Here is a 22,013-nt window from a genome sequence, read left to right as displayed (position 1 = left end):
ATAAATAATTTCTGTTGTTATACTATTATTATGCAATAATTTTGGCAAACTTCCTATCGATGAACATTACAAGAACGTGACGATTTTGTAAGATTTTCTGTTAAATAATAAAATTTTCAAAAAAATCTTTTTTAATAGAAATTGTTATGGTACAGTATAAATGAAAGTTTTTGAAAACGTTTTCTTAAACGTTTTTTTATTTTAGACTTAAAGGTATGATGACCTGATAGTCTATTGATGAGGTTATTCTATTCAAAAGGGGATTCTTTAGGGGGAGAGAACAATGAACACATGGACACAAGTTTATGATCCATTCGGAAACATTTGGATTTCGGCAGCGGTCGCACTTATTCCGATTATCTTTTTTTTCTTAGCTTTAGCAGTTTTCCGCATGAAGGGGTATGTAGCAGGATTTATTACAGTTGTAATTACAGTTTTAGTAGCGTTATTCGCTTATAAAATACCGTTCACGATGGCAATGGCAGCAACCGGGTACGGTTTTTTGTACGGGTTATGGCCAATTGCTTGGATTATCATTATGTCCGTATTTTTATATAAAATTTCTGTAAAAACAGGTCAATTCGATGTGATTCGTGCATCGGTATTATCGATTACGAACGATCATCGTCTACTCGTTATTTTAATTGGTTTTTCATTTGGAGCATTTTTAGAAGGAGCGGCAGGATTTGGGGCACCAGTAGCGATTACAGCAGCGCTTCTTGCGGGTCTTGGGTTAAATCCTTTATACGCAGCAGGTCTTTGTTTGATTGCAAATACTGCACCAGTGGCGTTTGGAGCGATGGGAATTCCGATTACAGTTGCTGGACAAGTAACAGGTATTGATCCACATAAAATTGGAAAAATGGCTGGGCATCAATTACCGTTCCTATCATTATTTGTTCCATTCTTTATCGTATTTTTAATGGATGGATTTAAAGGTATAAGACAAACGTGGCCTGCATTACTTGTAGCGGGTAGTTCATTTGCGATTACGCAGTTCATTACAGCGACATTTTTAGGGCCGGAACTTCCGGATATTACATCGGCACTTGTAAGTTTAATTAGTTTAGCGCTGTTCTTAAAAGTTTGGCAGCCGAAAGAAATTTATCAATCTGGGCAAGCAAATAGTGAAGTAGCAGCAACGACAGCAGCATCGATACCGAAATTAACGTTTGGAAAAGTAGTGAAGGCATGGTCTCCATTTATCGTATTAACGGTTATGGTAGTCATTTGGAGCCAAAGTTTCTTTAAGGCATTATTCGCTCCAGGAGGGGCTTTAGAAAGTCTTGTATTTAAGTTTGAAATTCCAGGTCTGCATAATTTAGTAATGAAAGCGGAGCCCATTGTAAATAAACCAACGCCTTACGAGGCAATTTTGAAGTTTGATATATTATCGGCAACTGGAACAGCGATTTTAATTGCTTGTATCATTTCCATGTTTATTTTGAAAATGAATGTAAAAGATGCAGTAGTGACATTTAAAGAAACGTTAAGCGAATTAAAAATGCCAATTCTATCTATCGGATTCGTACTAGGGTTTGCATTTATCGCAAACTATTCTGGTCTATCTTCCACGTTAGCGTTAGCATTAGCTGGAACTGGCGGACTATTCCCGTTCTTCTCACCATTCTTAGGCTGGATTGGCGTATTCCTAACAGGGTCTGATACGTCTGCGAATGCACTGTTCTCAAATTTACAAGCCATTACAGCGCGGCAAGTCGGCGTATCTGAAGTGCTTCTCGTTGCAGCAAATACAACAGGCGGTGTAACAGGTAAAATGATTTCCCCGCAGTCGATTGCGATCGCTTGTGCAGCGGTTGGTCTTGCTGGAAAAGAATCGGATTTGTTCCGTTTTACAGTGAAGCATAGTCTATTCTTCGTAATTATTGTTGGTATTATGACGTATGTACAGGCATATTATTTAACGTGGATGATTCCATAAAAAACAAAAGAAATAAACTTTGAATTTTTCAGATTATGGTGTATGATGGGAAAGTATTGAAAATTAAATCAGTGATAAACTAGGGGTGCCTAACGTATGCGTAGGCTGAGAGAGAAGCGCGTGAACTTCTTAACCCTTTGGACCTGATCTGGCTCGTACCAGCGTAGGGAAGTTAACGGCTTTACATAATGATGTCTTTTATGAGCCAGGTCCTTATTTTTTTATGGACCTGGCTCTTTTTATTTTGGCATACGCTGGCCATATCTCGTCCTTGTCACGAACAGGGGGGCAACAAAAATTATGAAACAATCTGTTTCAGCTGAGCAAATTGAATTGAAATCGAGTTTACCAGGAAGTAAGAAAGTATATGTGGATGGACCACGAGAAGGCATGAAAGTACCGATGCGTGAGATTGAACAAAGCGAAACGAATGGCGTTCCAAATCCGCCAATTCGTGTGTATGATACGAGCGGCCCTTATACGGATCCTGAGTATAAAGTGGAGTTAGAAAAGGGGATTCCAACGCCGCGCCACTCTTGGATTATGGGACGTGGTGATGTAGAAGCATACGAAGGGCGTGAAGTGAAACCAGAGGATGACGGTGTGAAAGTGGCTTCGAAACATACACCTGTTTTCCCGCAAATGGATCGCCAGCCACTTAGAGCAAAGCAAGGTGCAAACGTTACGCAAATGCACTATGCACGTAATGGCATTATTACTTCTGAGATGGAATATGTTGCGATTCGTGAAGGGGTAGAGCCGGAGTTTGTTCGTAAGGAAATCGCAGAAGGCCGCGCTATTTTACCAGCGAATATTAATCATCCAGAAGCTGAACCGATGATTATCGGGCGTAACTTCCATGTGAAGGTAAACGCGAATATCGGAAACTCAGCTGTATCTTCTTCGATTGCAGAAGAAGTAGAGAAGATGACGTGGGCAACGCGCTGGGGTGCAGATACGATTATGGATTTATCTACAGGTAAAAATATTCATACGACGCGTGAGTGGATTATTCGTAACGCGCCTGTACCAGTTGGAACTGTACCGATCTATCAAGCGCTGGAAAAAGTAAACGGAATTGCAGAAGATTTAACGTGGGAAGTATATCGTGATACGTTAATTGAGCAGGCGGAGCAAGGCGTTGATTACTTTACGATTCACGCTGGTGTATTGCTTCGTTACATTCCAATTACTGCAAAGCGTACGACAGGTATCGTTTCGCGCGGTGGATCAATTATGGCGCAGTGGTGTTTATTTCATCATAAAGAAAACTTCCTATACACTCATTTTGAAGAGATTTGTGAAATTATGAAGCAGTATGATGTTTCGTTCTCTCTTGGAGATGGATTACGTCCAGGTTCGATTGCAGATGCAAATGATGAAGCACAGTTCTCTGAGCTTGAAACACTTGGTGAATTAACGAAGATTGCTTGGAAACATGATGTGCAAGTTATGATTGAAGGGCCTGGACACGTACCGATGCATTTAATTAAAGAAAATATGGAGAAAGAGCTTGATATTTGTCAGGGCGCGCCGTTTTACACACTTGGGCCGCTAACGACAGATATTGCACCCGGTTATGACCATATTACATCGGCGATTGGAGCTGCTATGATTGGCTGGTTTGGAACAGCGATGCTTTGTTATGTAACGCCGAAAGAACATTTAGGTTTGCCAAACAAAGATGATGTACGCACGGGTGTTATTACGTACAAAATTGCAGCGCATGCGGCTGATCTTGCGAAAGGACATAAAACGGCTCATCAGCGTGATGATGCACTTTCAAAAGCACGCTTCGAATTCCGTTGGCGCGATCAATTTAATTTATCTTTAGATCCTGAACGCGCGATGGAATATCATGATGAAACGTTGCCTGCAGAAGGGGCAAAGACAGCTCACTTCTGTTCAATGTGTGGACCGAAGTTTTGTAGTATGAGAATTTCGCATGATATTCGTGAGTATGCAAAAGAAAATGATTTAGAAACGACAGAAGCAATTGAAAAAGGAATGAAAGAGAAAGCGGAAGAATTTAAAGAAGCTGGTAGTCATTTATATCAATAACATGTTACACCTCTTTACTTGATTGATCACACTGTAGTACCTAACTTTATTATAGAAGAAGCCCCATTTGCTAAGACGGTAGCAAATGGGGCTTCTGTTGTTTATCCCGCTATTTGTGGGCAGTAAGACCCCCACCTCAAAATTCAGCGGAAGCAAAGAAGTTAGGTCGGGGGTAAACTGCCCGTAAAAGCCCGATTGGTGAAGGCTAATAATCAGTGGGGGATGAACAAAACCCCCACTGATTAAAGTTTCACTTTATAAGGCGAAGAAGAGATGTACCCAGTAGAATAAGAGGAATAGTGTGACGACTGTTGTGAGCGGGATAACGATAAGGGATACACTTAAATAGTCTTTCCATTTTACTTTAATTTTGTTTTGTTTCAGAATATACATCCAAATGAGTGAAGCTAGTGTACCAATTGGTAGTAATAGTGAACCGATGTCACTACCAATGATGTTTGCAAGATAGATTGTTTTTAATGTGACTGGATCTAGTCCCATTTCTGTTAATGTGATTGTACCAATCATAAGGGCAGGATGGTTATTGAAGACGTTAGAGAGGATGGATACAAGTCCGCCCATTGCAAAGCTAGCATAGAGTAGATGCTGATTCACAATTGGCTCGAGCCATTGTACAAGTACAGCTGTTAATCCTGCGTTGTGGAGTCCGTAAATAATGACGTACATAGAGAAGGCGAAAATTAAAATGTGCCACGGTGTCTTTTTCAAAATGTCGACAGGATTTGTTCGTAAGTAGTACCATCTCCAAATGAGAAGAACAAGTGAACCAAGTACTGCAACGATTTCAATTGGGATGGATAAGAAGGATGCAACGAATAAAAGACAGCGCATCAGGAAGACGAAACCTAATACTTTTAACATGAATCTTGTCCGTTTTTGTTTCGTATCAACAGAATTATTTCCTTTTAGTGGATGGAAGTTTTTCGTGAAGAAAATTTCTTCAATATCATATGAAGAAACAGGTAATTTTTTCGGAAGTTTTTTCTTCAAAACTGTATACATGAGCCATGACATAAATAATAAGCCTAATGTTGCAGGTACAAACATCATAGCAGTATGCATATAAAGAGTCATATTAACGATATTTAATGCAATTAAGTTTACGATATTACTTACACCAATTGGTGCACTAGATGCGGTAGCGATTAAAGCTCCGCTTAATAAATAAGGAATTTGTTGATGTGGTTTTAATTGAAGGTTTTTTAGAAGAAGAATTAAAATGGGAGTTGTAATTAAAATACTACCGTCGTTATTAAATAAAAGAGTCATAAGAAAACATAATAATTGAATATACCAGTATAGACGGCGTCCAGAACCTTTCGCTAGATTTGCCAGTTTCGCTGCGGACCAATGGAAGAAGCCGAAGCTTTCTAATATAACTGCCATAACAATAGTTGCTAATATTGTTATGGAGGCCCCTCCTATTTTACTAACAATATCTATGACGTCTGGTTTTGACACAAGTCCAGTAATTAGGATAATGCCAGCACCGATTGCTGCTGGCCACGCCTCATTTAAACCGCGAGGCCGCCAAAAGATAACAATCATCGTTAAGAAGAATACAATAATAGTAATCCATATTTCAATGCTCATATTTTGCCTACCTTTCTATTTTCCCTTGAACAGATGTAGCTTGTCTCAAGTTTATATTGGTAGTATATTCAGCAAAAAATAAGAAGAACTAGACGTATAACGAGATGAAGCGAATATGTGTTTTTCAAGCTAAAGGACAAGTGTCACGAATAGTGAAATAACTATTATGAGAGGAGTCTATAAATTAGTGGGGCAGTAAAATAGTAAATGAAATTTATATGGGCGATTATGGAGATGTATTGGCGCAAGTTAAAATATATCAGCGATTTTTAAAATATATCGACTTATCGACAAAACATGACAAAAGGAGTCTATTCCAAAATGCCTTTTGGGACAGACTCCAAGACTATATTATTTTTCCTTCAAAAAAGTACGATCCTTCAAGAATAAATTCCAGAAGAAAATAAATCCTGGTAATAAAATTGCAATCCCAATTGCGTATAGAATGAGCAGTGCATAGAACGTTTCTGTCGTTGTAAAGCTTGTAAATACAGTTACGTCAGGATAAATAATATACGGTAAATGCGCGACGCCGTAAGCGTAGCTTGCAAATGCATATTGAGCGACGACAGCTAAAACGGCAATGCGAGGGTATCCTAGTGTATTGTACTTTTTGTTTGTCCACCAAAGGGACGAGTATCCGATAACGAATAAAACAATAGAAACTGTAAACCACGGGAATTGCTTTATTAATCCTTGCGTAAGCCAATGTGTTTCTGGATCCATTACAACGAGGGCGATGATCGCTGTAACGAGCGTTGCAGGACCAAGGATGATGGCATTTCTTCTATAAATTCTATACGTATCTTCTGAACTTTGTTCTCTCGCAAAATCAGCGAGAAAGAGAGAGGAGAGAAACAGTTCAGACGTTAGTCCGAAGAGCATATAACAATAGATAACCGGGCTAGAAAGAAGTTTTCCATACAAGAGTACTTCTTTTCCTTCAGACATTGTAATATAGGCTCCCTCTGTAACGGGTAAAACGGTAATTAATAGTGCTGGAATTAAGAGACCAGTAATACCTGAAATAACCCGAAGAAGGTACTGATATTTTGGCAAAGAGTAAGCAAATACCATAAACGTACTACGTACTGCAACGAGCACTAAAATTAACATAACTGGTACGAACATTACTGTCGCAAGAGTAAAGGCCGCTTTCGGAAAGAAGCCGAGAAATGCGACAACGACGAAAACAAGAAACGTATTTGTTACCTCCCAAGTTGGTGATAAGTACCGATTTGCAAGTTTAGCAGCGAGCGTCGGATGTTTTGCGTATACCATGCCCCAAAAACCAGCTCCAAAATCGATGGACCCTAGTATACTGTATACGAAAATAAGGGCCCATAAGATGATGATTGCAATACTTTCCTCATGCATGAGAATCGCCTCCTTGGTGTTGTAAATCATTCTTTAATGGATGTCTTCTAAAGAATGTCCGTAGAACAATGACTGTTAAAATAGCGAGTCCAATATATAAAATGATGAACAAAACAAATAAAGGACCGACGAAATCAGCGCGTGTAGATGCATCGACGGTACGTTGCATACCATAAATTGTCCATGGTTGACGACCGCTACAACTGAAAATCCATCCGAATTCAATACCGAGCATCATAATTGGTCCGCATGCGGCAGCCCCCCAAAGTAGCCACTTTGGTAGTTCTGTTCCCTTTTTTCGGTAAACGAAGTACCAATATAAGAGCGCAATTGCTGCAACTGCAAAGGTAAACGCAGCGGTGCCGACCATTAAGTTGAATAGTGTATGTGTATAAAATGGTGGCCATGTTTCTTGGGGAAATTCCTTTAGACCTTTTACGACAGTGCTAGGGTCTAGTCCCACTAATAAGCTAAGCATGTTGGGAATTTCAAGTGCATAGTTTAGTTCAAGTGTATTGGGATCCACAACTCCGCCAATGGATAGCGGTGCGTGTGATGTCGTTTCAAATAAAGCTTCAGCAGATGCAAGTTTTTCAGGTGAGTGTTTATGTAAGGCGATCGCTGATTCATGTCCTGAAAGCCACATCGTAGCGCCTGTAATAAATGTAACGACAAGCCCTAATAGCAGCCCTTTTTTATGATAAGCAATTTCACGTGTACTTAAATTTTTCTTCAATAATTTAAATCCAGCGATAGAAGCAATGACAGCCGCACCAGTTGCATAAGCCGTAATAACGACATGGAATGCACTTGTACCAAAACTCGGATTAAAGAAAGCTTTCCAAGGATCAACGTTAAAAACAGATCCATCTGGATTCATTGAAAAGCCTGCTGGTGTATTCATCCATGTATTTGCTGATGTAATAAGCACGGCGGATGCCGTGGCACCAAGCATGACGAAAAATAGCGATATTAATCTCATAAATGGAGGAAGTTTATCGGCTGCATATACGTAAATCGACATGAATAAAGCCTCCAAAAAGAAGGCGAAAATCTCAATTTGGAAGGGAACAGAAATAACTTGCCCAACAATTTTGGCGAAACCAGGCCAAAGAAGTGAGATTTGCACACCAACGATTGTTCCAGTTGGAATTGCTACACCGAGAAGAATAGCAAACGCCTTTGTCCATCTTTTCGCCATAATGGCATAGTCGGAGTCTTTCTTCCAGTGATAGAGTATTTCGCTTATAAAAATCATCAATGAAAGTCCGACCCCAAGTGTTGCAAAGATAATGTGGAATGCTAATGAAGAACCGAAAAATGCTCTTGCTAATGTTACCGTATCCATATGTAAACTCCTCTTCTTTTTTGCCATTATTTTCTGATTGAATTGGAAGATTTATTCAAAAAAACTACCAAAAATATATATGTATTTAAAAAGTGAATATGATAATATAATGTTGTAATATTTTGAATAGAAAGAAATAAATAGTTGTTCATGTTTTGTTTGTTTTTTGCTCAGGAATCTTTTATAATCTTTTATGCGAACATAAGTTCTGTTTTTAGAATGAAGAAGTTTATGTGAAATGGAGAGGGTGTTTTATGTATCCTGAAGTCATTAAAAAGATGGCATTTTCAAAAGAGCATAGAGATTTATTATTAAAGCTATATAATAAAGAAATTACACGTCGTGAATATGATCGACTTGTACAATCGCTATATAAACCTTCTAAAGAGGTTTGCGAGGGATAGAAATGGGGGGAGACAATCTAATAGATTGTCTTTTTTAAATTTATGTATGTTCTGATAAAATTAAGGTTAGCCTTACTAGGGAGGTGAAAAGATTGCGGAAACGTTTATATATAGGGATTGGAGTTATCTTCTTAATCGCTTTAGGTGGAATTGTATTTTGTTCAGCTTTACAAGGAAACCGTACAGAAAATTTTATTTTAAGACATATGGTGAATGACAATGGAACACTTGCCACGTATCGTTTAGTAGATACTAAGGCAGGTACGGGTGAAGCTAAGGGACGTGAAGCTTTATCAGAATCGGCGGGATTATGGTTACAGTATACACTTGATAAAGATGATCAGGCGTTATTTGATGAGCAAGTACAGGTTATTCAAGATAATTTCATATATAAGAATTATATCGTTTTATGGAAACTCTCTGAAAAGGGAGAGAGACAGTCAGCTACAAATGCACTTATAGATGATCTTCGTATTATAGAACAATTATATCGTGCTTATGAAATGTATAAGGAAGAGCGTTATAAAAACCTTGCCGATCAATTAAGTGATGCTGTACTTCGTTATAATAAAAAAGATAATTATTATGTTGATTATTATGATGCAGATGCAGGGAAACAAAATAATTTTGTAACAACATCATACATAAATCCGCGTGCATTCTCCTATATGAAGAAGTACGGCAAAGTTTCTGCTCAGCAATATCAGGAAGTCGTTCAATTTTTAGCAGATTATCCAAGGCATGGCTGGGCATTCCCAAAAGAGTATAAAGAAGATGGTACATTTACGTACGATAAAGAAGTGAATCTTATTGACCAATCATACGTTGCATATCATCGAAGTTTAGGTGGTCTTTCATCAGCTGCTTATTTGGAATTTATAAAAAAGAAGTTCCAGGAGGATGGAAAGCTATACGGTCGTTACAATTTAGAAACGGGAAAACAAACTGTGAATTATGAATCGCCGGCCGCGTATGGACTAACGATTTTGTACGTACTACAAACAGGTGATACAAAGTTTGCGAAGGAATTGTATGATCATATGGCCACATTCCGAAATGACAACGTATTTAGTAGATATTACGGTGGATATGTAACAGGTGAAAATAATAATACGCATATTTTTGATAACGTACTACCACTTTTAGCTGAAATGGAATTAAAAAAGAGTGAACAATAAAAGGTGCCACCATATGAGGGTGGCACCTTTTATTTGTTCATATAATTTTACGTCCTAATATTAGAGAAGTAGTCAATCACGAATTCACGGAATTGCTGAGCTGTTTTTGATAAGTAGCGTTTTTTTGACCAACTTAATCCGATGGTTCGCTGACAAGTGGGTTCAATAATACGCAACTTGCTCGATGCTAAAGTAGAGTTTTTTAATAAAGTTAAACTTGGAACAAAAGCGATGCCGAGACCTTGCTTAATGAGGTCGCTAATCACGGTCGGTTCATCGACTTCAAAAGCAATATGTGGAGTGAAACCAGCTTCTTTACAAAATTCATCCGTTAAGTGCCGAAATCCATAACCAGTGTTCATACTAATGAACGGTTCGTCCTTTACTTCATGGAGGTGGATATTTTCTCGGCCTGATAAACGATGGCCTGAAGGGACGACTAAGAAAATTTCTTCTGTAATAAGTGGTTCCCAACCAATTTCTTCTCCTTCAATTGGCACAGAGGAGATACAAAAGTCAATTTCTATATTATCTAGTTGTCGTTTCATAGAAGGAGTGGATGCCAGAAATTGTTGGAACCGAACGTTAGGATGTTCTAGTAAAAAAGAGCCAAGTAGTTCTGGTAATATTCTCGGAATAGAAACGGCTAGTGTAATAGAGCTTTGTTGTAATTCGGCTAAATCTTTAATTTCTCGTTCCCCTTCGCTTAATTCATGAAAAATACGCTCTACTCGTTTTAAAAATACTTTTCCGAAAGAATTTAAAGTAATCTGTCGACCTTGGCGATCAAATAAAGGAACGCCTAAATCCTTTTCGAGTCTAGCTATTGTTTTGCTGAGTGAAGGTTGTGCGATATGCAATTCTTCAGCTGCCTTTGTCATATGCTCTAGTCGTGCGACTGTCTGAAAGTATTTTAACTGGAGCAGTTCCATTTCGAGTCTCCTTTCTATAGACCAAAAGGAATGAATTAATAATTAAAGATGTATTATACAGTATGGAAAGTGACGTGTATAGTAAATCTGTTAAACCATTCTAATGGTGTTAAATTCGGAGAAGGAGTATGTTTCATGAAGGGAATTCAACTTGTATTTAAAGATTGGAAAGCGATGTGGCACCATAAACATGGACGTATCGCTTTAATTTTTTTATTAATCGTTCCGTTAATTTATTCAGGATTCTTTTTAGCTGGATATTGGGATCCGTACGGAAAATTAGATAAATTACCTGTTGCGGTTGTGAATTTAGATAAAGGTGCTGCGATGGATGAGAAAACAATTCATGCAGGAGACGATTTTGTAAAAAATTTAAAGGAGAATAAAGAACTGGCTTTTCATTTCGTATCAGAAAAAAATGCTGATGAAGGGCTAAAAGAAGATAAGTACTATATGGTTGTTACGATTCCAGCTGATTTCTCTAAAAAGGTAAGTACACTTATGGATGAGAAACCAGAACCAGCACAATTGCAGTACAAAGTAAATCCGGGTAAAAACTTTGTAGCAGCGCAAATTGGAACGACAGCTGTTGAAAATATGAAAACAAAAATTTCAAATAGTATTACGAAATCTTATACAGAAGGTGTGTTTTCAGAGTTTCAAGACTTAGCACAAGGGTTGAGTGATGCAAGTAATGGTGCTGGGAAGTTACATGAAGGAACGACAGATGCAAGAAATGGGGCAGATCAGCTTGCAGATGGTATTCATCGTTTAAGTGACGGGACATCAAAAGTGAAAGAGGGAAGTGAAAAACTTGCTTCTAGCAAATCAGCCTTAACTGAGGGAGCGAATGAGCTAAGTCAAGGAGCAACTTCACTTCATAGCGGTATGGAGTTATTAGCACAAGGTGAAAAAACGTTACAATCAGGGGTTAGTGAATTAAGTGCTGGTACAAATGAATGGGTGAGCGGAAGTGAGAAGCTTGCTGAAGGCCAAGTAAAAGCGGATGGTGCAGCTAATAGTATAAAACAACAATTAGAAGAGTACGTGAAAAATCATCCAGAAGTGCAGCAAGATCCCGCTTTTCAAAAAATTGTTGCTACGTCTGATGGACTAGCTAAAGCAACAAGTATTTTAAATAATAGCCAACAACAATTAACACAAGGTGCGCAGAAGCTTGCAAATGGTCAGCATAAGGTTGAAGAAGGTATGAATACATTCGGAGTTAAGTTAAATGAAGCTACTGCTGGAACAAAAAAAATAGCAGATGGTGCTACAAATTTAGCTAGTGGATTTACGAAATGGGGAGCTGGATTTACATCATTACAAGAAGGTGTAAATCAACTTGCGAGTGGCGGAACAGAGCTGAATCATGGTGCTAATCAGTTAACGAACGGACTTGTTAAACTTGATGATGGTGCGAAAGAACTTTCTAGGAAATTAGGAGAGGGCGCAGAGAAGATAGCGGATATTCGTAATGATGATGCACGCAATACGATGTTCTCAGAGCCAGTTCAGTTAGTGAAGTCAACAGTTTCTGACGTGCCTAATTACGGTTCAGGTATTGCACCATATTTCTTATCGCTTGCATTTTATGTTGGCGGAATTATGGCATCGAATATTTTACCGCTTGGCCGCAGACAAAATATGAAGGTAAGCGGAACGGTACATTTTATTAATAAACTAGGATTGGTATATTTAATTGGACTTATTCAAGCGCTACTCGTAGATGTAGTTGTGCTAGGTGTTATGAAATTAGAAGTCGCAAGTGTGCCACTTTTTGTTTTATCAAGTATTGTTATTTCCTTTACGTTCATGACATTTATTCTTATGCTAGTAACAGTATTTGGTCTTGTTGGAAAGTTCTTAGCGGTAACCCTTCTTGTCCTGCAATTAGCGACGAGCGGAGGTACTTTCCCAGGAGAATTAAATATAGCTGTTCTTAGTAAAATTGGACAATTTCTCCCAATGTCTCATTCTCTTAGAGGATTACAAGATGTTATTTCTTTAGGAGATTGGTCGCAATTACAAATGCAAATTTTAATATTGTTATGTTATCTCGTTGTTGCCGGTGGAATTGCTTGGATCACGAGTCATATACAGCATAGAGAAACGAATGTAGAACAAGTTTCTTAAGATGAAATAAGCTATCCGATTTTTTCGGATAGCTTATTTTTTATTTACGTTCCATTACTGCAAAGTAATTATTTTCATTATCAGCAAAGTTGAATGCTCTACCAGTAGGTAAATCTACAACCTGTCCAACTGTGACATTTTTCTCAGAAAGATCTTTATATAGACGGTCTAAGTCATTTGAGAAGAACATAAGTGAAGGTGTATTTAGGTTTAGTTCAGGTTGCATCTTCGCGATTAACGCTTTATCGTGAAGGACGATGCTTGTTCCTGCTTCTTTCGCCGGTGCAATTTCAATCCAGCGGAAGCCATTTCCGTTATTTTCTTCCGCAATGATTTGGAACCCTACTTTTTCTGTCCAAAATTGTACTGTTTCGTCTTGGTTATTTACATATAGCATAATTTGTCCAACTTGATTAATCATAGGTGTCTCTCGCTTTCTTTTTATATGCGTATTATTATATCAAATATATGGCTTGAATAGTTTTTTATGATTTTTTCGGAATACAACCTTCGTCCATTTCATCTTTGTTGTAGGAGAAGGTCCTGTAATCCAAGTATGAAATGGTATTGTGCTACAAATGACCATTGTTGAAATAGAGATAATGGCCGTTAACACAAATAGTAATAGGGTATATAATATAGTATTTTCTTGCAGCGTGAATAAGGAAAGAAGTTTTGTGCATAGTTGCAAGAAGAATAAATGAGCTAAATAAGCACCATACGTGTAATTTCCAATGAAACGTAACGTTTTATATAAGAAACCACGACGCTGTACTATCATAATAGATAACACATACAGTATGATAATTTCGCATACTATATATAAAAACATAGATGGTTTTAAATAGGTAGAAACAGTTAAATGGATAGAGTTTGCTCCGTAAAAACTAAACAACTCATAATTGATGAATAAAAATAAGATGAAAAATAATATTGTTATAAGCGGGATATGTTTCATGACGAATAGCCGCCAAGTTTTTAGTGCTACAGCGGCAATGCCGCCCATAACGAAATAGAATGAGTAGAATAGAAATGATCGATCTGTATAATGTAAAATTGTTGAACTTGTTAATTTTTCTCCATTAAAAATATAGTGAGAAGAGAACCACATTAATAGAAAATATAGGCAAGCGAAAAAGGTCATATATTTATATATGTCTTTTTTATTTTCTGTTCGTTTTTGAAACCAATAAAAAAGTGTGCATAGTAAAGGGAACAATAAGTGAATTTGGAACATCATAATAACGTACCAAAGATGGGGCGCGGCTGTTCCGAGTAATAAACTTTTTATTCCACTTTGTAACGTAATAAGATCGTTTGTTGTTAATAAGTAAAGAATAGACCAAAAGAAATAAGGAATGAGTAAGTGTGTCGCTTTTTCAGAAATATATTCTTTATATACTAATTGCTTCGTATAGTGACGAATTAAGTGAAATCCAACGATAAATATGAATGCTGGTGCTGAGAATTTTGCGAGATTAAATAGCATACCCATAATGAGGGATTGCTCAAGTAAGACATTTCCTTGATTCATTGTATATAATAACGAACTTTGCAAAACGACAGCGAGAAATGCAATGCTTTGCAAAACTTTAAATTCAGGTGCGCTTTGTGTCATTATTTCCATCTCCTTTTCCATACATGATTATAGTACGGAGAATGGATAATGGATGTGGAATATTTGTGAAGATTGTAACAAATTTGTGGCGAGAGGAAATATCAACTTATCAACAAATAAAGAAAGAGGATGCTCTAAACGAGCATCCTCTTTCTATTAAGCAAATTTGTTTTTAATCCAATTCTTACCTTCTACAAGGCGAGCTGTCATTACCGCACAAGCGTTATCTGCTGTTACGTTTAACATCGTTGCAGGTGGATCAATGATTGTACTAATTGCTGCGATAATTGGCAGTGCTTCTGGCGGGAAACCGTATAGAGATACAATTAACATTTCACCGATCATACCGCCGCCGGGAATAGCACCCATTACTGTTCCTACTAATAGAGAAACAACAAGTGCGATTGCTAATGTTTTCGGTCCTTCGAATTCCATGTTGAAAATACCGAATAAGAAAGCAATTTTTAATACGCCACCTAAAACAGAGCCGTCTTTATGAAGTGTAGAACCAAGAAGGACAACTGTTTCGCGAACGTCTGAAGAAATACCCATTTTCTTCGTTGCTTCTAAGTTCGCTGGAATACTTGCGGCACTACTACAAGTTGCAAGTGATGTAACTGTAGGAGAGACCATGTTCTTCCAAAATACTTGTACACCTTGTTTGCGACCTGCAAGGTATGCATAGAACGTGAAGAATACAAAGAAATAAATTAGAGAAGCAGGATAGTATACCATTGCTGCTCGGAAGTAAGTTCCAAGAAGTTGTGGTCCGAATTCGCCAACTAATGCTGCAAAGTAAGCAGCAAGTCCGATTGGGGCGTAGTACATAATGAAAGATACAACCTTCATTGAAATCTCTGCACCAGCCTGTAGGAATGTAGCGAATGGCTTTCCTTTTTCGCCAACTGCTGAAGTTGCAATCCCCATTAAGATAGAGAAGAAAATAAGAGCTAACATATTTTCACGAGATAGTAACTTCGAGAAGTCAGATACTGTTAAAATACCGACGATTTGATCTGCAACACTAACAGCTTTGCCGGCTTTGTCAGGTTGTGTTAGTTCTAGTACAACACCTTGTGCTGGCGGGAATATTTTCACAACAATAATCATAAAAATAGCAGCTAAAATACTTGTAAATAAGAAAGTCCCAGCCATACTAGACATAATTTTACCGAAACGTTTTAATCCATCCATATTAGCAATAGACGATGCGATGCTAAAGAACACTAGAGGTACAACAATCGTAAACATTAAGTTTAAGAAAATGTCACCAAGCGGCTTTAAAGCAACTGCATCGGTACCCATGAAATAACCAATGAAACCACCAATTAGGATAGAAGATAATAAAATAAGTGGAAAGCGATATGCCTTCATAAATATATCCTCCTATCAATTAAAAAAAGTCATACTGAATCATTATAGCGAGTTAGAGTTCTCTTTACTAGGAGAATACGGATAGATGGAATAGCGCGAAAACCAAGAAATTTTTGTTTTTAAGCTCGGCATACAGCAGGAAATCTAGACATATATATTTGTAACCTAGTGGTGGCAAGGAGTGCACCATAATTTAGGTAGAGAAAAAAGGGGAGGGAAGCGGGATGAATATTTTACTTTGCTGTGCAGCGGGAATGTCTTCCAGTTTGATTGTTACAAAGATGGAGAAAGCAGCAGAGACAAGAGGGATAGAAGTAACAATCTGGGCAGTATCAGGTTCTGAAGTGAATAGTCATATTGATAAAGCTGATGTCCTTTTACTTGGACCGCAAGTACGTTATTTATTACCGAAAATGAAAGAATTATGTAAGGATAAAGGGATACCTGTTGATGTCATTCAATCTGTTCATTACGGACTTTGTAATGGAGAAGCTATCTTGCAAGCAGCTTTGTCAATGAAACCATGAGGAGAGTGGGATAGATGATACGGTTTTTAGAGAAGTATGTGATGCCGGTAGCAGGGAAGGTTGCAGAGCAGAGGCATTTACAAGCAATTCGAGATGGAATTATTTTAACGATGCCTTTCTTAATTATTGGATCGTTTTTCCTCATTATTAGTGCACTGCCGATACCCGGATATAACGAGTTTATGGCAGGTTTGTTTGGTGAGAATTGGCAGAGAGCTTTAGGGTATCCAGTTAGTGCAACTTTTAATATAATGGCTTTAATAGCTGTTTTTGGAATCGCTTACAGGCTTGGAGAGTATTATAAAGTGGATGCTTTAGCATCCGGGGCATTGTCGCTTGTGACGTTTTTACTTGCGACGCCATTTCAAGTTGCATATATTATACCAAGTACAAAAGAAAGTGTACTTGTAGAAGGCGCTATCCCAGCTGCATTAATGGGAAGCCAAGGGTTATTTGTAGCAATGATTATTGCACTTATATCTACTGAACTGTATCGATTTATTGTACAAAAAAAGATAATTATAAAGATGCCAGAGACAGTTCCACCAGCTGTCACGCGTTCATTTGCGGCACTTGTTCCAGGATTTATTGTTGTAACAGTTATTTGGATTTTACGCTTAATTATAGAAAATACTTCTTTTGGCAGTATCCATAATATTGTAGGACAAATTTTACAGGAACCACTTAGTGTACTTGGTGCTAGTCTTTGGGGCGCAATAATAGCAGTTATTCTCGTTCATGTTCTTTGGTCGTGTGGAATTCATGGTGCTACTATTGTTGGTGGTGTAATGAGCCCCGTTTGGTTGTCGTTAATGGATCAAAACCGAGTTGCTTTTCAAGCTGGGCAAGATGTACCAAATACGATTACGGCACAGTTTTTTGACTTATGGATTTATATGGGCGGTTCTGGTGCAACGCTTGCTCTAGTTGTCGGAATGTTACTATTTGCACGAAGTCAACAATTAAAAAGTTTAGGGAGATTGTCAATTGCACCTGGTATATTTAATATTAATGAGATGGTAACTTTTGGTATGCCGATTGTAATGAACCCACTTTTACTAATTCCATTCATATTAGTTCCAGTTGTGTTAACAATTGTTTCTTACTTTGCAATGGAATGGGGATGGGTCGCACGTCCGAGTGGGGCCGCTGTACCTTGGACGACACCTATTCTTTTTAGTGGATATTTAGGATCGGGCGGGAAAATTTCAGGTGTTATTTTGCAACTTGTTAACTTTGCGCTAGCATTCTTCATTTATTTACCGTTCTTAAAAATATGGGATAAACAAAAACTGGCGGAAGAAAAGGGGGAGTAAGGAACTAAAATGGATACGATAGAGACGAAAGCTTTTCATTTAATCTTGCATGGGGGAAACGCGAGAAGTTGTTCAATGGAAGCAATTGATTGTGCGAAGCGTGGGGAGTTTACAGAAGCTGAAGTTAAATTACAAGAAGCACTAGAGGAATTAAAAGAGGCGCACCGTGTACAAACGGAGCTTATCCAGAAAGAAGCTGGTGGCGAAAAGACCGAAGTTACTCTTTTAATGGTACACGCGCAAGATCATTTAATGAATGCAATTACGGTGAAAGAATTAGCGAGTGAGTTTGTAGAGTTATATAGGAAGATGTCGGTGGATGAATGAACCTTGCTTATGCAAGGTTTTTTTATCTCGAATTAACGGGCAGTAAAACACCCACTAATTAAAATTTCATTTTATGTATGTGCCTGTACCATCAGCGAAATGTTCATCCCACTGATGGTATTTTACAATCCTCCTTTTTTCGGATGAGTAAGAGTTATAATTAATCGGCAGTAACAATTTCTCCTATACCACGAATTAATCTTTTTATATGCATCCGCTCCGGTTTTAATATATTTACGATATAATCAATCGATATTTGTGGTTCAACGGTTGTACCGCAAGTATAACAGTCAATAGCTGCAAAATTTTGTTCCGGGTAAGTGTGAATGGAAAGATGGCTTTCTGATAATAACACTAATACAGTAACACCATATGGCTGGAACTCTTTTTTACTTACGTTTAAAACATGGGCACCAGAGTAATCTGCAGCTGTAACTAGGTGATATTCTAAAAATTGCATATCATCTAATAGGGAAAAGTCCACTCCCCACAAATCTACTATTATATGCTTGCCAAAAGTAGAATATTCCATAGGGTAGCACTCCTTACTATAATATTGTCAAAACTTCATTTCCTGTTTGTAGCATTGATGTAAGATAAGATTTGATTCTGAATTTAAAAGAGCGAGGTTACGTTGTTCTAGATGTTCTTCTTTAAATTGAAATAAAGGAAAAAGAAGAGCAGGCAATGTTCGAGGAGTTGGTACTACATATAATTGTTCAATTTGATCGAGTACATGTGCAGAATTAGTAGCAAGATGAAATCCCCAGTCAGTTCCGAAAGAAGGAACGATTGTATGATAGCTTTTTACAGTTAATCCAGCGTGTTCAATTGTATTACCGATACTCCAATATACTAGAGGTGCATCAGCAGGTGAATTAGATTGACAGACGAAAGCACCATCTTCTGTTAAGAATGTAGCTATACGAGCAAATAGTTCGCTTGTATATAAAGTACTTAATAATTCTGTCGCTGGGTCTGGAAAATCAATAATGATTACATCGTATAAAGATGAAGGTGAATTTAGAAATTCTTTTGCATCGCATACGTGCACGTTCACACGATTATCAAAAAAAGCATTTTTGTTTAAAGATACTATTTCTGGAACATTACGTGCGATATTAATCATTGCCTCGTCTAAATCAACAAGGTCTACATGTAGCACAGTTTCATATTTCAAAACTTCTCGTAAGGCAAGGCCATCGCCACCACCTAATATGAGAACACGTTTTGGATCAATTACTTTTGCCATAATCGGATGTACAAGTGCTTCATGATAAATTTGCTCATCAACGGAACTGAATTGTAGTTGCTTGTCCAAGTATAAGCGAACATCGTTTACTTGGACTAAATTAATATTTTGATAATTACTCTTTTCTTCAAATAGGCTCGTATGTTCACCAGCTTGTATTTCCTTTAGAGAAATTTCATCCCACACATCTAAGCTGTGTGAATCTGTAGGTACTATAGTTACATTTTCCGATTGTACTTGCTTATCTTGCTTATCTTGCTTATTCTGCTCATCCTGTTTGTCCTGTTTGTCTTGTATATCATGCTTGTCCTGCTGTTCTAGTTCAAATTTGTCAGAGTCTAATTCAGAACGCTTGTCTTTTTTATAGCTTGTTATTCTATAAATCTTTATTTTGCTTTGTTTTCTATGTTTTGGCATAGGAATCCCCTTTCGAATTGTGTTATTTTATTCTATTTTATTTTATGTAATCTAGTAGAGTTTGCTTGGACAATAGAATAGATAGAAGACTGAGCCCAAGAAAATGTTGTTTTTTACTAGATTCCTACGATAAAAAAGTTTTTTTAGTGTTTTTTCATATTAAACACAACTAGACAACTAAACACTAATCTATTTTCATACAGTTATGTGTTAAAAGCGTGTTGTTTTATAACACACTGTGTGTTTTTTGGACGACACACTAATTGAAAGCGTTAACACACAAAGAAAATAGTCAAAAAAGTGCTGATTTTAGTGGTTTTAAAAAGTTGGCACGCTAATTGCATTAATAAATAGCGTAAAGAAAAATAAATAAAACATAAATTTTTTATACTACACAAGGGGGATTTTCAAATGAATATTTTATTATGTTGCTCAGCAGGGATGTCTACAAGTTTACTAGTTACAAAAATGGAAGCGGCTGCAAAAGCTCGCGGTTTAGAAGGCAAGATTTGGGCTGTATCCGGGGATGCAGTAAAAACGAATATCGATCAAGCAGATGTATTATTACTAGGACCACAAGTTCGTTACATGCTTTCTTCAATGAAAACGCTTGCTGATGAGAGAAACGTTGGAATCGACGTTATCAATCCAATGCACTATGGCATGATGAATGGAGAAGCAGTTTTAGATCACGCATTAACACTTAAAAAATAATTAGGGGGGAAGCGAAATGCAAAAGTTTATTGCATTCATGGAGAAATATATTGTTCCTGTCGCTGGTAAAATTGGGTCGCAACGTCATTTAGCTGCGATCCGTGACGGATTTATCGCAGTTATGCCACTTATTTTAGTTGGTGCACTGGCATCACTAATTAATGGTTTTCCATCTGAGGCTTTCCAAGATTTCATGAAAGGTTTGTTTGGTGAAACGTGGAAACAAGTTGGCGGTGGAATGTGGACTGGTTCTTTTGCGATTCTAGCACTAATCATAGCATTTACAACAAGTTATAACTTAGCAAAATCTTACGGCGTTGATGGTTTGTCAGCAGGTATTATTTCATTTGGTGCGTTAATTATTCTTACGCCAACAACACCGAAAGAAGGCGGATTGAACTTAGCTTGGACAGGTGCACAAGGGTTATTCGTAGCAATTATTGTAGCACTCCTTGTTACTGAAGTATTCCGTTTCTTCGTACAAAGAAACATTACTTTTAAAATGCCTGATGGAGTACCACCAGCAGTTTTAAGATCTTTCGCAGCTATAGTTCCAGCATTTGTTATCTTAACAGTAGTTGCAGGTATTCAATTAGCAGTGAAATTAGCTGGTACAAGTGTTCATGAATTTATCTTTAATACGATTCAATCACCACTGCAAAGTTTAGCAGGGACATTACCAAGTGCAATTGTCATTGTACTCCTTGTTCATCTTCTTTGGTTCTTCGGTTTACATGGTCCAAATATCGTTGGTGGTATTATTGAGCCGTTATACTTACCAGCATTAGAGAAAAATATGAAGTTATTCCAAGGTGGCACATCTGCATTTGATGTTCCAAATATTGTTACAAAACCATTCTTTGATACTTTCGTATATCTTGGTGGTTCTGGTGCAACATTAGCGTTCTTAGTAGTTGTATTACTTGTAGCAAAAAGTGCACAATTACGCGGTGTATCTCGCTTATCAATTGGTCCAGGTGCATTCAACATTAACGAACCAGTAATCTTTGGTACACCAATTATTTTAAATCCAGTTTTATTCTTGCCGTTTATCATAACACCAATTGTATTGGTAATTACTTCTTATACAGCTATATCTATTGGTTGGGTACCAAAAACAGTTGCAATGATTCCATGGGCAACACCACCAATTATTAGTGGTTATCTTGTAACAGGTGGACATCTTTCAGGTGCAATTCTACAGTTATTCAACTTTGTAATTGCGATGGTAATCTACTATCCATTCGTTGTATTGTGCGACCGTTCTGTTGTTCGTACTGAAAAAGCAGCAGCACAAGGAAATAATAATTCTGTACCTATGTAACATAGTAATTGTTCTCACAGACAACATAATCTGTGAGAACAATTACCTTTATATCATGTTCAAAAAGATGAAAAACATCTATATGAACACTAAACTATCATTAATAAATTCATACTTTAATAGACATGTTCAAACTGAAGGGGTATTTAAAT

19 protein-coding genes and 1 riboswitch are annotated in these 22,013 nt (G+C 37.5%); of the genes, 10 read left to right on the top strand and 9 right to left on the bottom strand.

Annotation, left to right across the window (positions count from 1 at the left end; all coding sequences use genetic code 11):
- Positions 1-283 precede the first annotated feature (283 nt).
- Together lldP and thiC are read left to right on the top strand one after the other, a co-directional pair.
- Positions 284-1,942 (top strand): L-lactate permease, encoded by a 1,659-nt coding sequence (gene lldP, locus V7S45_RS25775; RefSeq protein ID WP_342761568.1) that lies wholly within the window; start codon positions 284-286, stop codon positions 1,940-1,942.
- Positions 1,943-2,013: 71 nt separating this feature from the next.
- A riboswitch (TPP riboswitch) is annotated at positions 2,014-2,129 on the top strand.
- A 113-nt stretch (positions 2,130-2,242) separates the two neighbouring features.
- Positions 2,243-4,003 carry a phosphomethylpyrimidine synthase ThiC gene (gene thiC / locus V7S45_RS25770; RefSeq protein ID WP_000814485.1) on the top strand — a complete coding sequence of 587 codons (1,761 nt, stop codon included), beginning with the start codon at positions 2,243-2,245 and terminating at the stop codon, positions 4,001-4,003.
- A 255-nt stretch (positions 4,004-4,258) separates the two neighbouring features.
- Here the strand turns inward: thiC and V7S45_RS25765 are convergent, their stop codons facing one another.
- The 3 genes from V7S45_RS25765 to cydA all read right to left on the bottom strand — a co-directional run bounded on the left by V7S45_RS25765 (position 4,259) and on the right by cydA (position 8,342).
- Positions 4,259-5,617 (bottom strand): arsenic transporter, encoded by a 1,359-nt coding sequence (locus tag V7S45_RS25765; protein ID WP_113304292.1) that lies wholly within the window; start codon positions 5,615-5,617, stop codon positions 4,259-4,261.
- Positions 5,618-5,968: 351 nt separating this feature from the next.
- On the bottom strand, positions 5,969-6,994 hold the full coding sequence (locus V7S45_RS25760) for a cytochrome d ubiquinol oxidase subunit II (protein WP_342761567.1): 1,026 nt from the start codon (positions 6,992-6,994) through the stop codon (positions 5,969-5,971).
- Positions 6,987-8,342 carry a cytochrome ubiquinol oxidase subunit I gene (gene cydA, locus V7S45_RS25755; protein WP_000381978.1) on the bottom strand — a complete coding sequence of 452 codons (1,356 nt, stop codon included), beginning with the start codon at positions 8,340-8,342 and terminating at the stop codon, positions 6,987-6,989. Before cydA ends, V7S45_RS25760 begins: the two co-directional genes overlap by 8 nt.
- Before the next feature lie 254 nt (positions 8,343-8,596).
- Between cydA and V7S45_RS25750 the strand changes: the two genes are divergently transcribed.
- Together V7S45_RS25750 and V7S45_RS25745 are read left to right on the top strand one after the other, a co-directional pair.
- Complete coding sequence (locus tag V7S45_RS25750; RefSeq protein ID WP_000283179.1) at positions 8,597-8,746, top strand: hypothetical protein; 150 nt, start codon at positions 8,597-8,599, stop codon at positions 8,744-8,746.
- A gap of 92 nt (positions 8,747-8,838) precedes the next feature.
- A complete protein-coding gene (locus V7S45_RS25745) occupies positions 8,839-9,924 on the top strand; it encodes a transcriptional regulator (RefSeq protein ID WP_342761566.1) in 1,086 nt (361 codons plus the stop codon).
- Between the two features lie 47 nt (positions 9,925-9,971).
- Here the strand turns inward: V7S45_RS25745 and V7S45_RS25740 are convergent, their stop codons facing one another.
- Positions 9,972-10,856: a LysR family transcriptional regulator gene (locus V7S45_RS25740; protein WP_342761565.1), complete on the bottom strand. Its 885-nt coding sequence runs from the start codon at positions 10,854-10,856 to the stop codon at positions 9,972-9,974.
- 135 nt (positions 10,857-10,991) lie between these two features.
- Here V7S45_RS25740 and V7S45_RS25735 point away from each other — a divergent pair, with 135 nt between their 5' ends.
- Entirely contained in the window at positions 10,992-12,992 is a 2,001-nt protein-coding gene (locus V7S45_RS25735; RefSeq protein WP_342761564.1) for a YhgE/Pip domain-containing protein, read from the top strand.
- Between the two features lie 40 nt (positions 12,993-13,032).
- Here the strand turns inward: V7S45_RS25735 and V7S45_RS25730 are convergent, their stop codons facing one another.
- The 3 genes from V7S45_RS25730 to V7S45_RS25720 form a co-directional block, all read right to left on the bottom strand.
- Complete coding sequence (locus V7S45_RS25730; protein ID WP_000610162.1) at positions 13,033-13,413, bottom strand: VOC family protein; 381 nt, start codon at positions 13,411-13,413, stop codon at positions 13,033-13,035.
- Between the two features lie 39 nt (positions 13,414-13,452).
- The gene (locus V7S45_RS25725) at positions 13,453-14,610 is read right to left on the bottom strand and encodes an acyltransferase (protein ID WP_000194344.1); all 1,158 of its coding nucleotides are present in this window, start codon (positions 14,608-14,610) and stop codon (positions 13,453-13,455) included.
- Positions 14,611-14,766: 156 nt separating this feature from the next.
- Positions 14,767-15,984: a dicarboxylate/amino acid:cation symporter gene (locus V7S45_RS25720; RefSeq protein WP_342761563.1), complete on the bottom strand. Its 1,218-nt coding sequence runs from the start codon at positions 15,982-15,984 to the stop codon at positions 14,767-14,769.
- Between the two features lie 224 nt (positions 15,985-16,208).
- Between V7S45_RS25720 and V7S45_RS25715 the strand changes: the two genes are divergently transcribed.
- The 3 genes from V7S45_RS25715 to V7S45_RS25705 are packed head-to-tail and all read left to right on the top strand — an operon-like array spanning position 16,209 to position 18,154.
- A complete protein-coding gene (locus V7S45_RS25715; RefSeq protein WP_001023557.1) occupies positions 16,209-16,511 on the top strand; it encodes a PTS sugar transporter subunit IIB in 303 nt (100 codons plus the stop codon).
- Between the two features lie 14 nt (positions 16,512-16,525).
- Positions 16,526-17,827: a PTS cellobiose transporter subunit IIC gene (gene celB, locus V7S45_RS25710; protein WP_000617789.1), complete on the top strand. Its 1,302-nt coding sequence runs from the start codon at positions 16,526-16,528 to the stop codon at positions 17,825-17,827.
- Positions 17,828-17,836: 9 nt separating this feature from the next.
- Positions 17,837-18,154 (top strand): PTS lactose/cellobiose transporter subunit IIA, encoded by a 318-nt coding sequence (locus tag V7S45_RS25705; RefSeq protein ID WP_025686700.1) that lies wholly within the window; start codon positions 17,837-17,839, stop codon positions 18,152-18,154.
- A gap of 160 nt (positions 18,155-18,314) precedes the next feature.
- Here the strand turns inward: V7S45_RS25705 and speD are convergent, their stop codons facing one another.
- Both speD and V7S45_RS25695 read right to left on the bottom strand, forming a co-directional pair.
- The gene (gene speD, locus V7S45_RS25700) at positions 18,315-18,686 is read right to left on the bottom strand and encodes an adenosylmethionine decarboxylase (protein ID WP_000456823.1); all 372 of its coding nucleotides are present in this window, start codon (positions 18,684-18,686) and stop codon (positions 18,315-18,317) included.
- A gap of 27 nt (positions 18,687-18,713) precedes the next feature.
- Positions 18,714-19,823, bottom strand: a complete 1,110-nt coding sequence (locus tag V7S45_RS25695; RefSeq protein ID WP_342761562.1) for a polyamine aminopropyltransferase — start codon at positions 19,821-19,823, stop codon at positions 18,714-18,716.
- Between the two features lie 411 nt (positions 19,824-20,234).
- Between V7S45_RS25695 and V7S45_RS25690 the strand changes: the two genes are divergently transcribed.
- Both V7S45_RS25690 and celB (V7S45_RS25685) read left to right on the top strand, forming a co-directional pair.
- Positions 20,235-20,537, top strand: a complete 303-nt coding sequence (locus V7S45_RS25690; RefSeq protein WP_001023569.1) for a PTS sugar transporter subunit IIB — start codon at positions 20,235-20,237, stop codon at positions 20,535-20,537.
- Between the two features lie 16 nt (positions 20,538-20,553).
- Positions 20,554-21,861 (top strand): PTS cellobiose transporter subunit IIC, encoded by a 1,308-nt coding sequence (gene celB, locus V7S45_RS25685; RefSeq protein ID WP_001168822.1) that lies wholly within the window; start codon positions 20,554-20,556, stop codon positions 21,859-21,861.
- Positions 21,862-22,013 lie beyond the last annotated feature (152 nt).

It is taken from the genome of Bacillus sp. BR3(2024) (assembly GCF_039134555.1).
In the GTDB taxonomy this organism is placed as follows: Bacteria; Bacillota; Bacilli; order Bacillales; family Bacillaceae_G; genus Bacillus_A; species Bacillus_A cereus.
This window is presented reverse-complemented; position numbering and strand designations above follow the sequence as displayed.

Excerpts from the sequence above, each read along its gene's own strand:
- V7S45_RS25715 (WP_001023557.1), top strand. The coding sequence starts at position 16,209 with ATGAATATTTTACTTTGCTGTGCAGCGGGAATGTCTTCCAGTTTGATT.
- V7S45_RS25750 (WP_000283179.1), top strand. The coding sequence starts at position 8,597 with ATGTATCCTGAAGTCATTAAAAAGATGGCATTTTCAAAAGAGCATAGA.
- speD (WP_000456823.1), bottom strand. The coding sequence starts at position 18,686 with ATGGAATATTCTACTTTTGGCAAGCATATAATAGTAGATTTGTGGGGA.
- V7S45_RS25765 (WP_113304292.1), bottom strand. The coding sequence starts at position 5,617 with ATGAGCATTGAAATATGGATTACTATTATTGTATTCTTCTTAACGATG.
- V7S45_RS25705 (WP_025686700.1), top strand. The coding sequence starts at position 17,837 with ATGGATACGATAGAGACGAAAGCTTTTCATTTAATCTTGCATGGGGGA.
- V7S45_RS25720 (WP_342761563.1), bottom strand. The coding sequence starts at position 15,984 with ATGAAGGCATATCGCTTTCCACTTATTTTATTATCTTCTATCCTAATT.
- V7S45_RS25695 (WP_342761562.1), bottom strand. The coding sequence starts at position 19,823 with ATGCCAAAACATAGAAAACAAAGCAAAATAAAGATTTATAGAATAACA.
- V7S45_RS25730 (WP_000610162.1), bottom strand. The coding sequence starts at position 13,413 with ATGATTAATCAAGTTGGACAAATTATGCTATATGTAAATAACCAAGAC.
- cydA (WP_000381978.1), bottom strand. The coding sequence starts at position 8,342 with ATGGATACGGTAACATTAGCAAGAGCATTTTTCGGTTCTTCATTAGCA.
- V7S45_RS25725 (WP_000194344.1), bottom strand. The coding sequence starts at position 14,610 with ATGACACAAAGCGCACCTGAATTTAAAGTTTTGCAAAGCATTGCATTT.
- V7S45_RS25760 (WP_342761567.1), bottom strand. The coding sequence starts at position 6,994 with ATGCATGAGGAAAGTATTGCAATCATCATCTTATGGGCCCTTATTTTC.
- celB (WP_001168822.1), top strand. The coding sequence starts at position 20,554 with ATGCAAAAGTTTATTGCATTCATGGAGAAATATATTGTTCCTGTCGCT.
- lldP (WP_342761568.1), top strand. The coding sequence starts at position 284 with ATGAACACATGGACACAAGTTTATGATCCATTCGGAAACATTTGGATT.
- V7S45_RS25690 (WP_001023569.1), top strand. The coding sequence starts at position 20,235 with ATGAATATTTTATTATGTTGCTCAGCAGGGATGTCTACAAGTTTACTA.
- celB (WP_000617789.1), top strand. The coding sequence starts at position 16,526 with ATGATACGGTTTTTAGAGAAGTATGTGATGCCGGTAGCAGGGAAGGTT.
- thiC (WP_000814485.1), top strand. The coding sequence starts at position 2,243 with ATGAAACAATCTGTTTCAGCTGAGCAAATTGAATTGAAATCGAGTTTA.
- V7S45_RS25740 (WP_342761565.1), bottom strand. The coding sequence starts at position 10,856 with ATGGAACTGCTCCAGTTAAAATACTTTCAGACAGTCGCACGACTAGAG.
- V7S45_RS25735 (WP_342761564.1), top strand. The coding sequence starts at position 10,992 with ATGAAGGGAATTCAACTTGTATTTAAAGATTGGAAAGCGATGTGGCAC.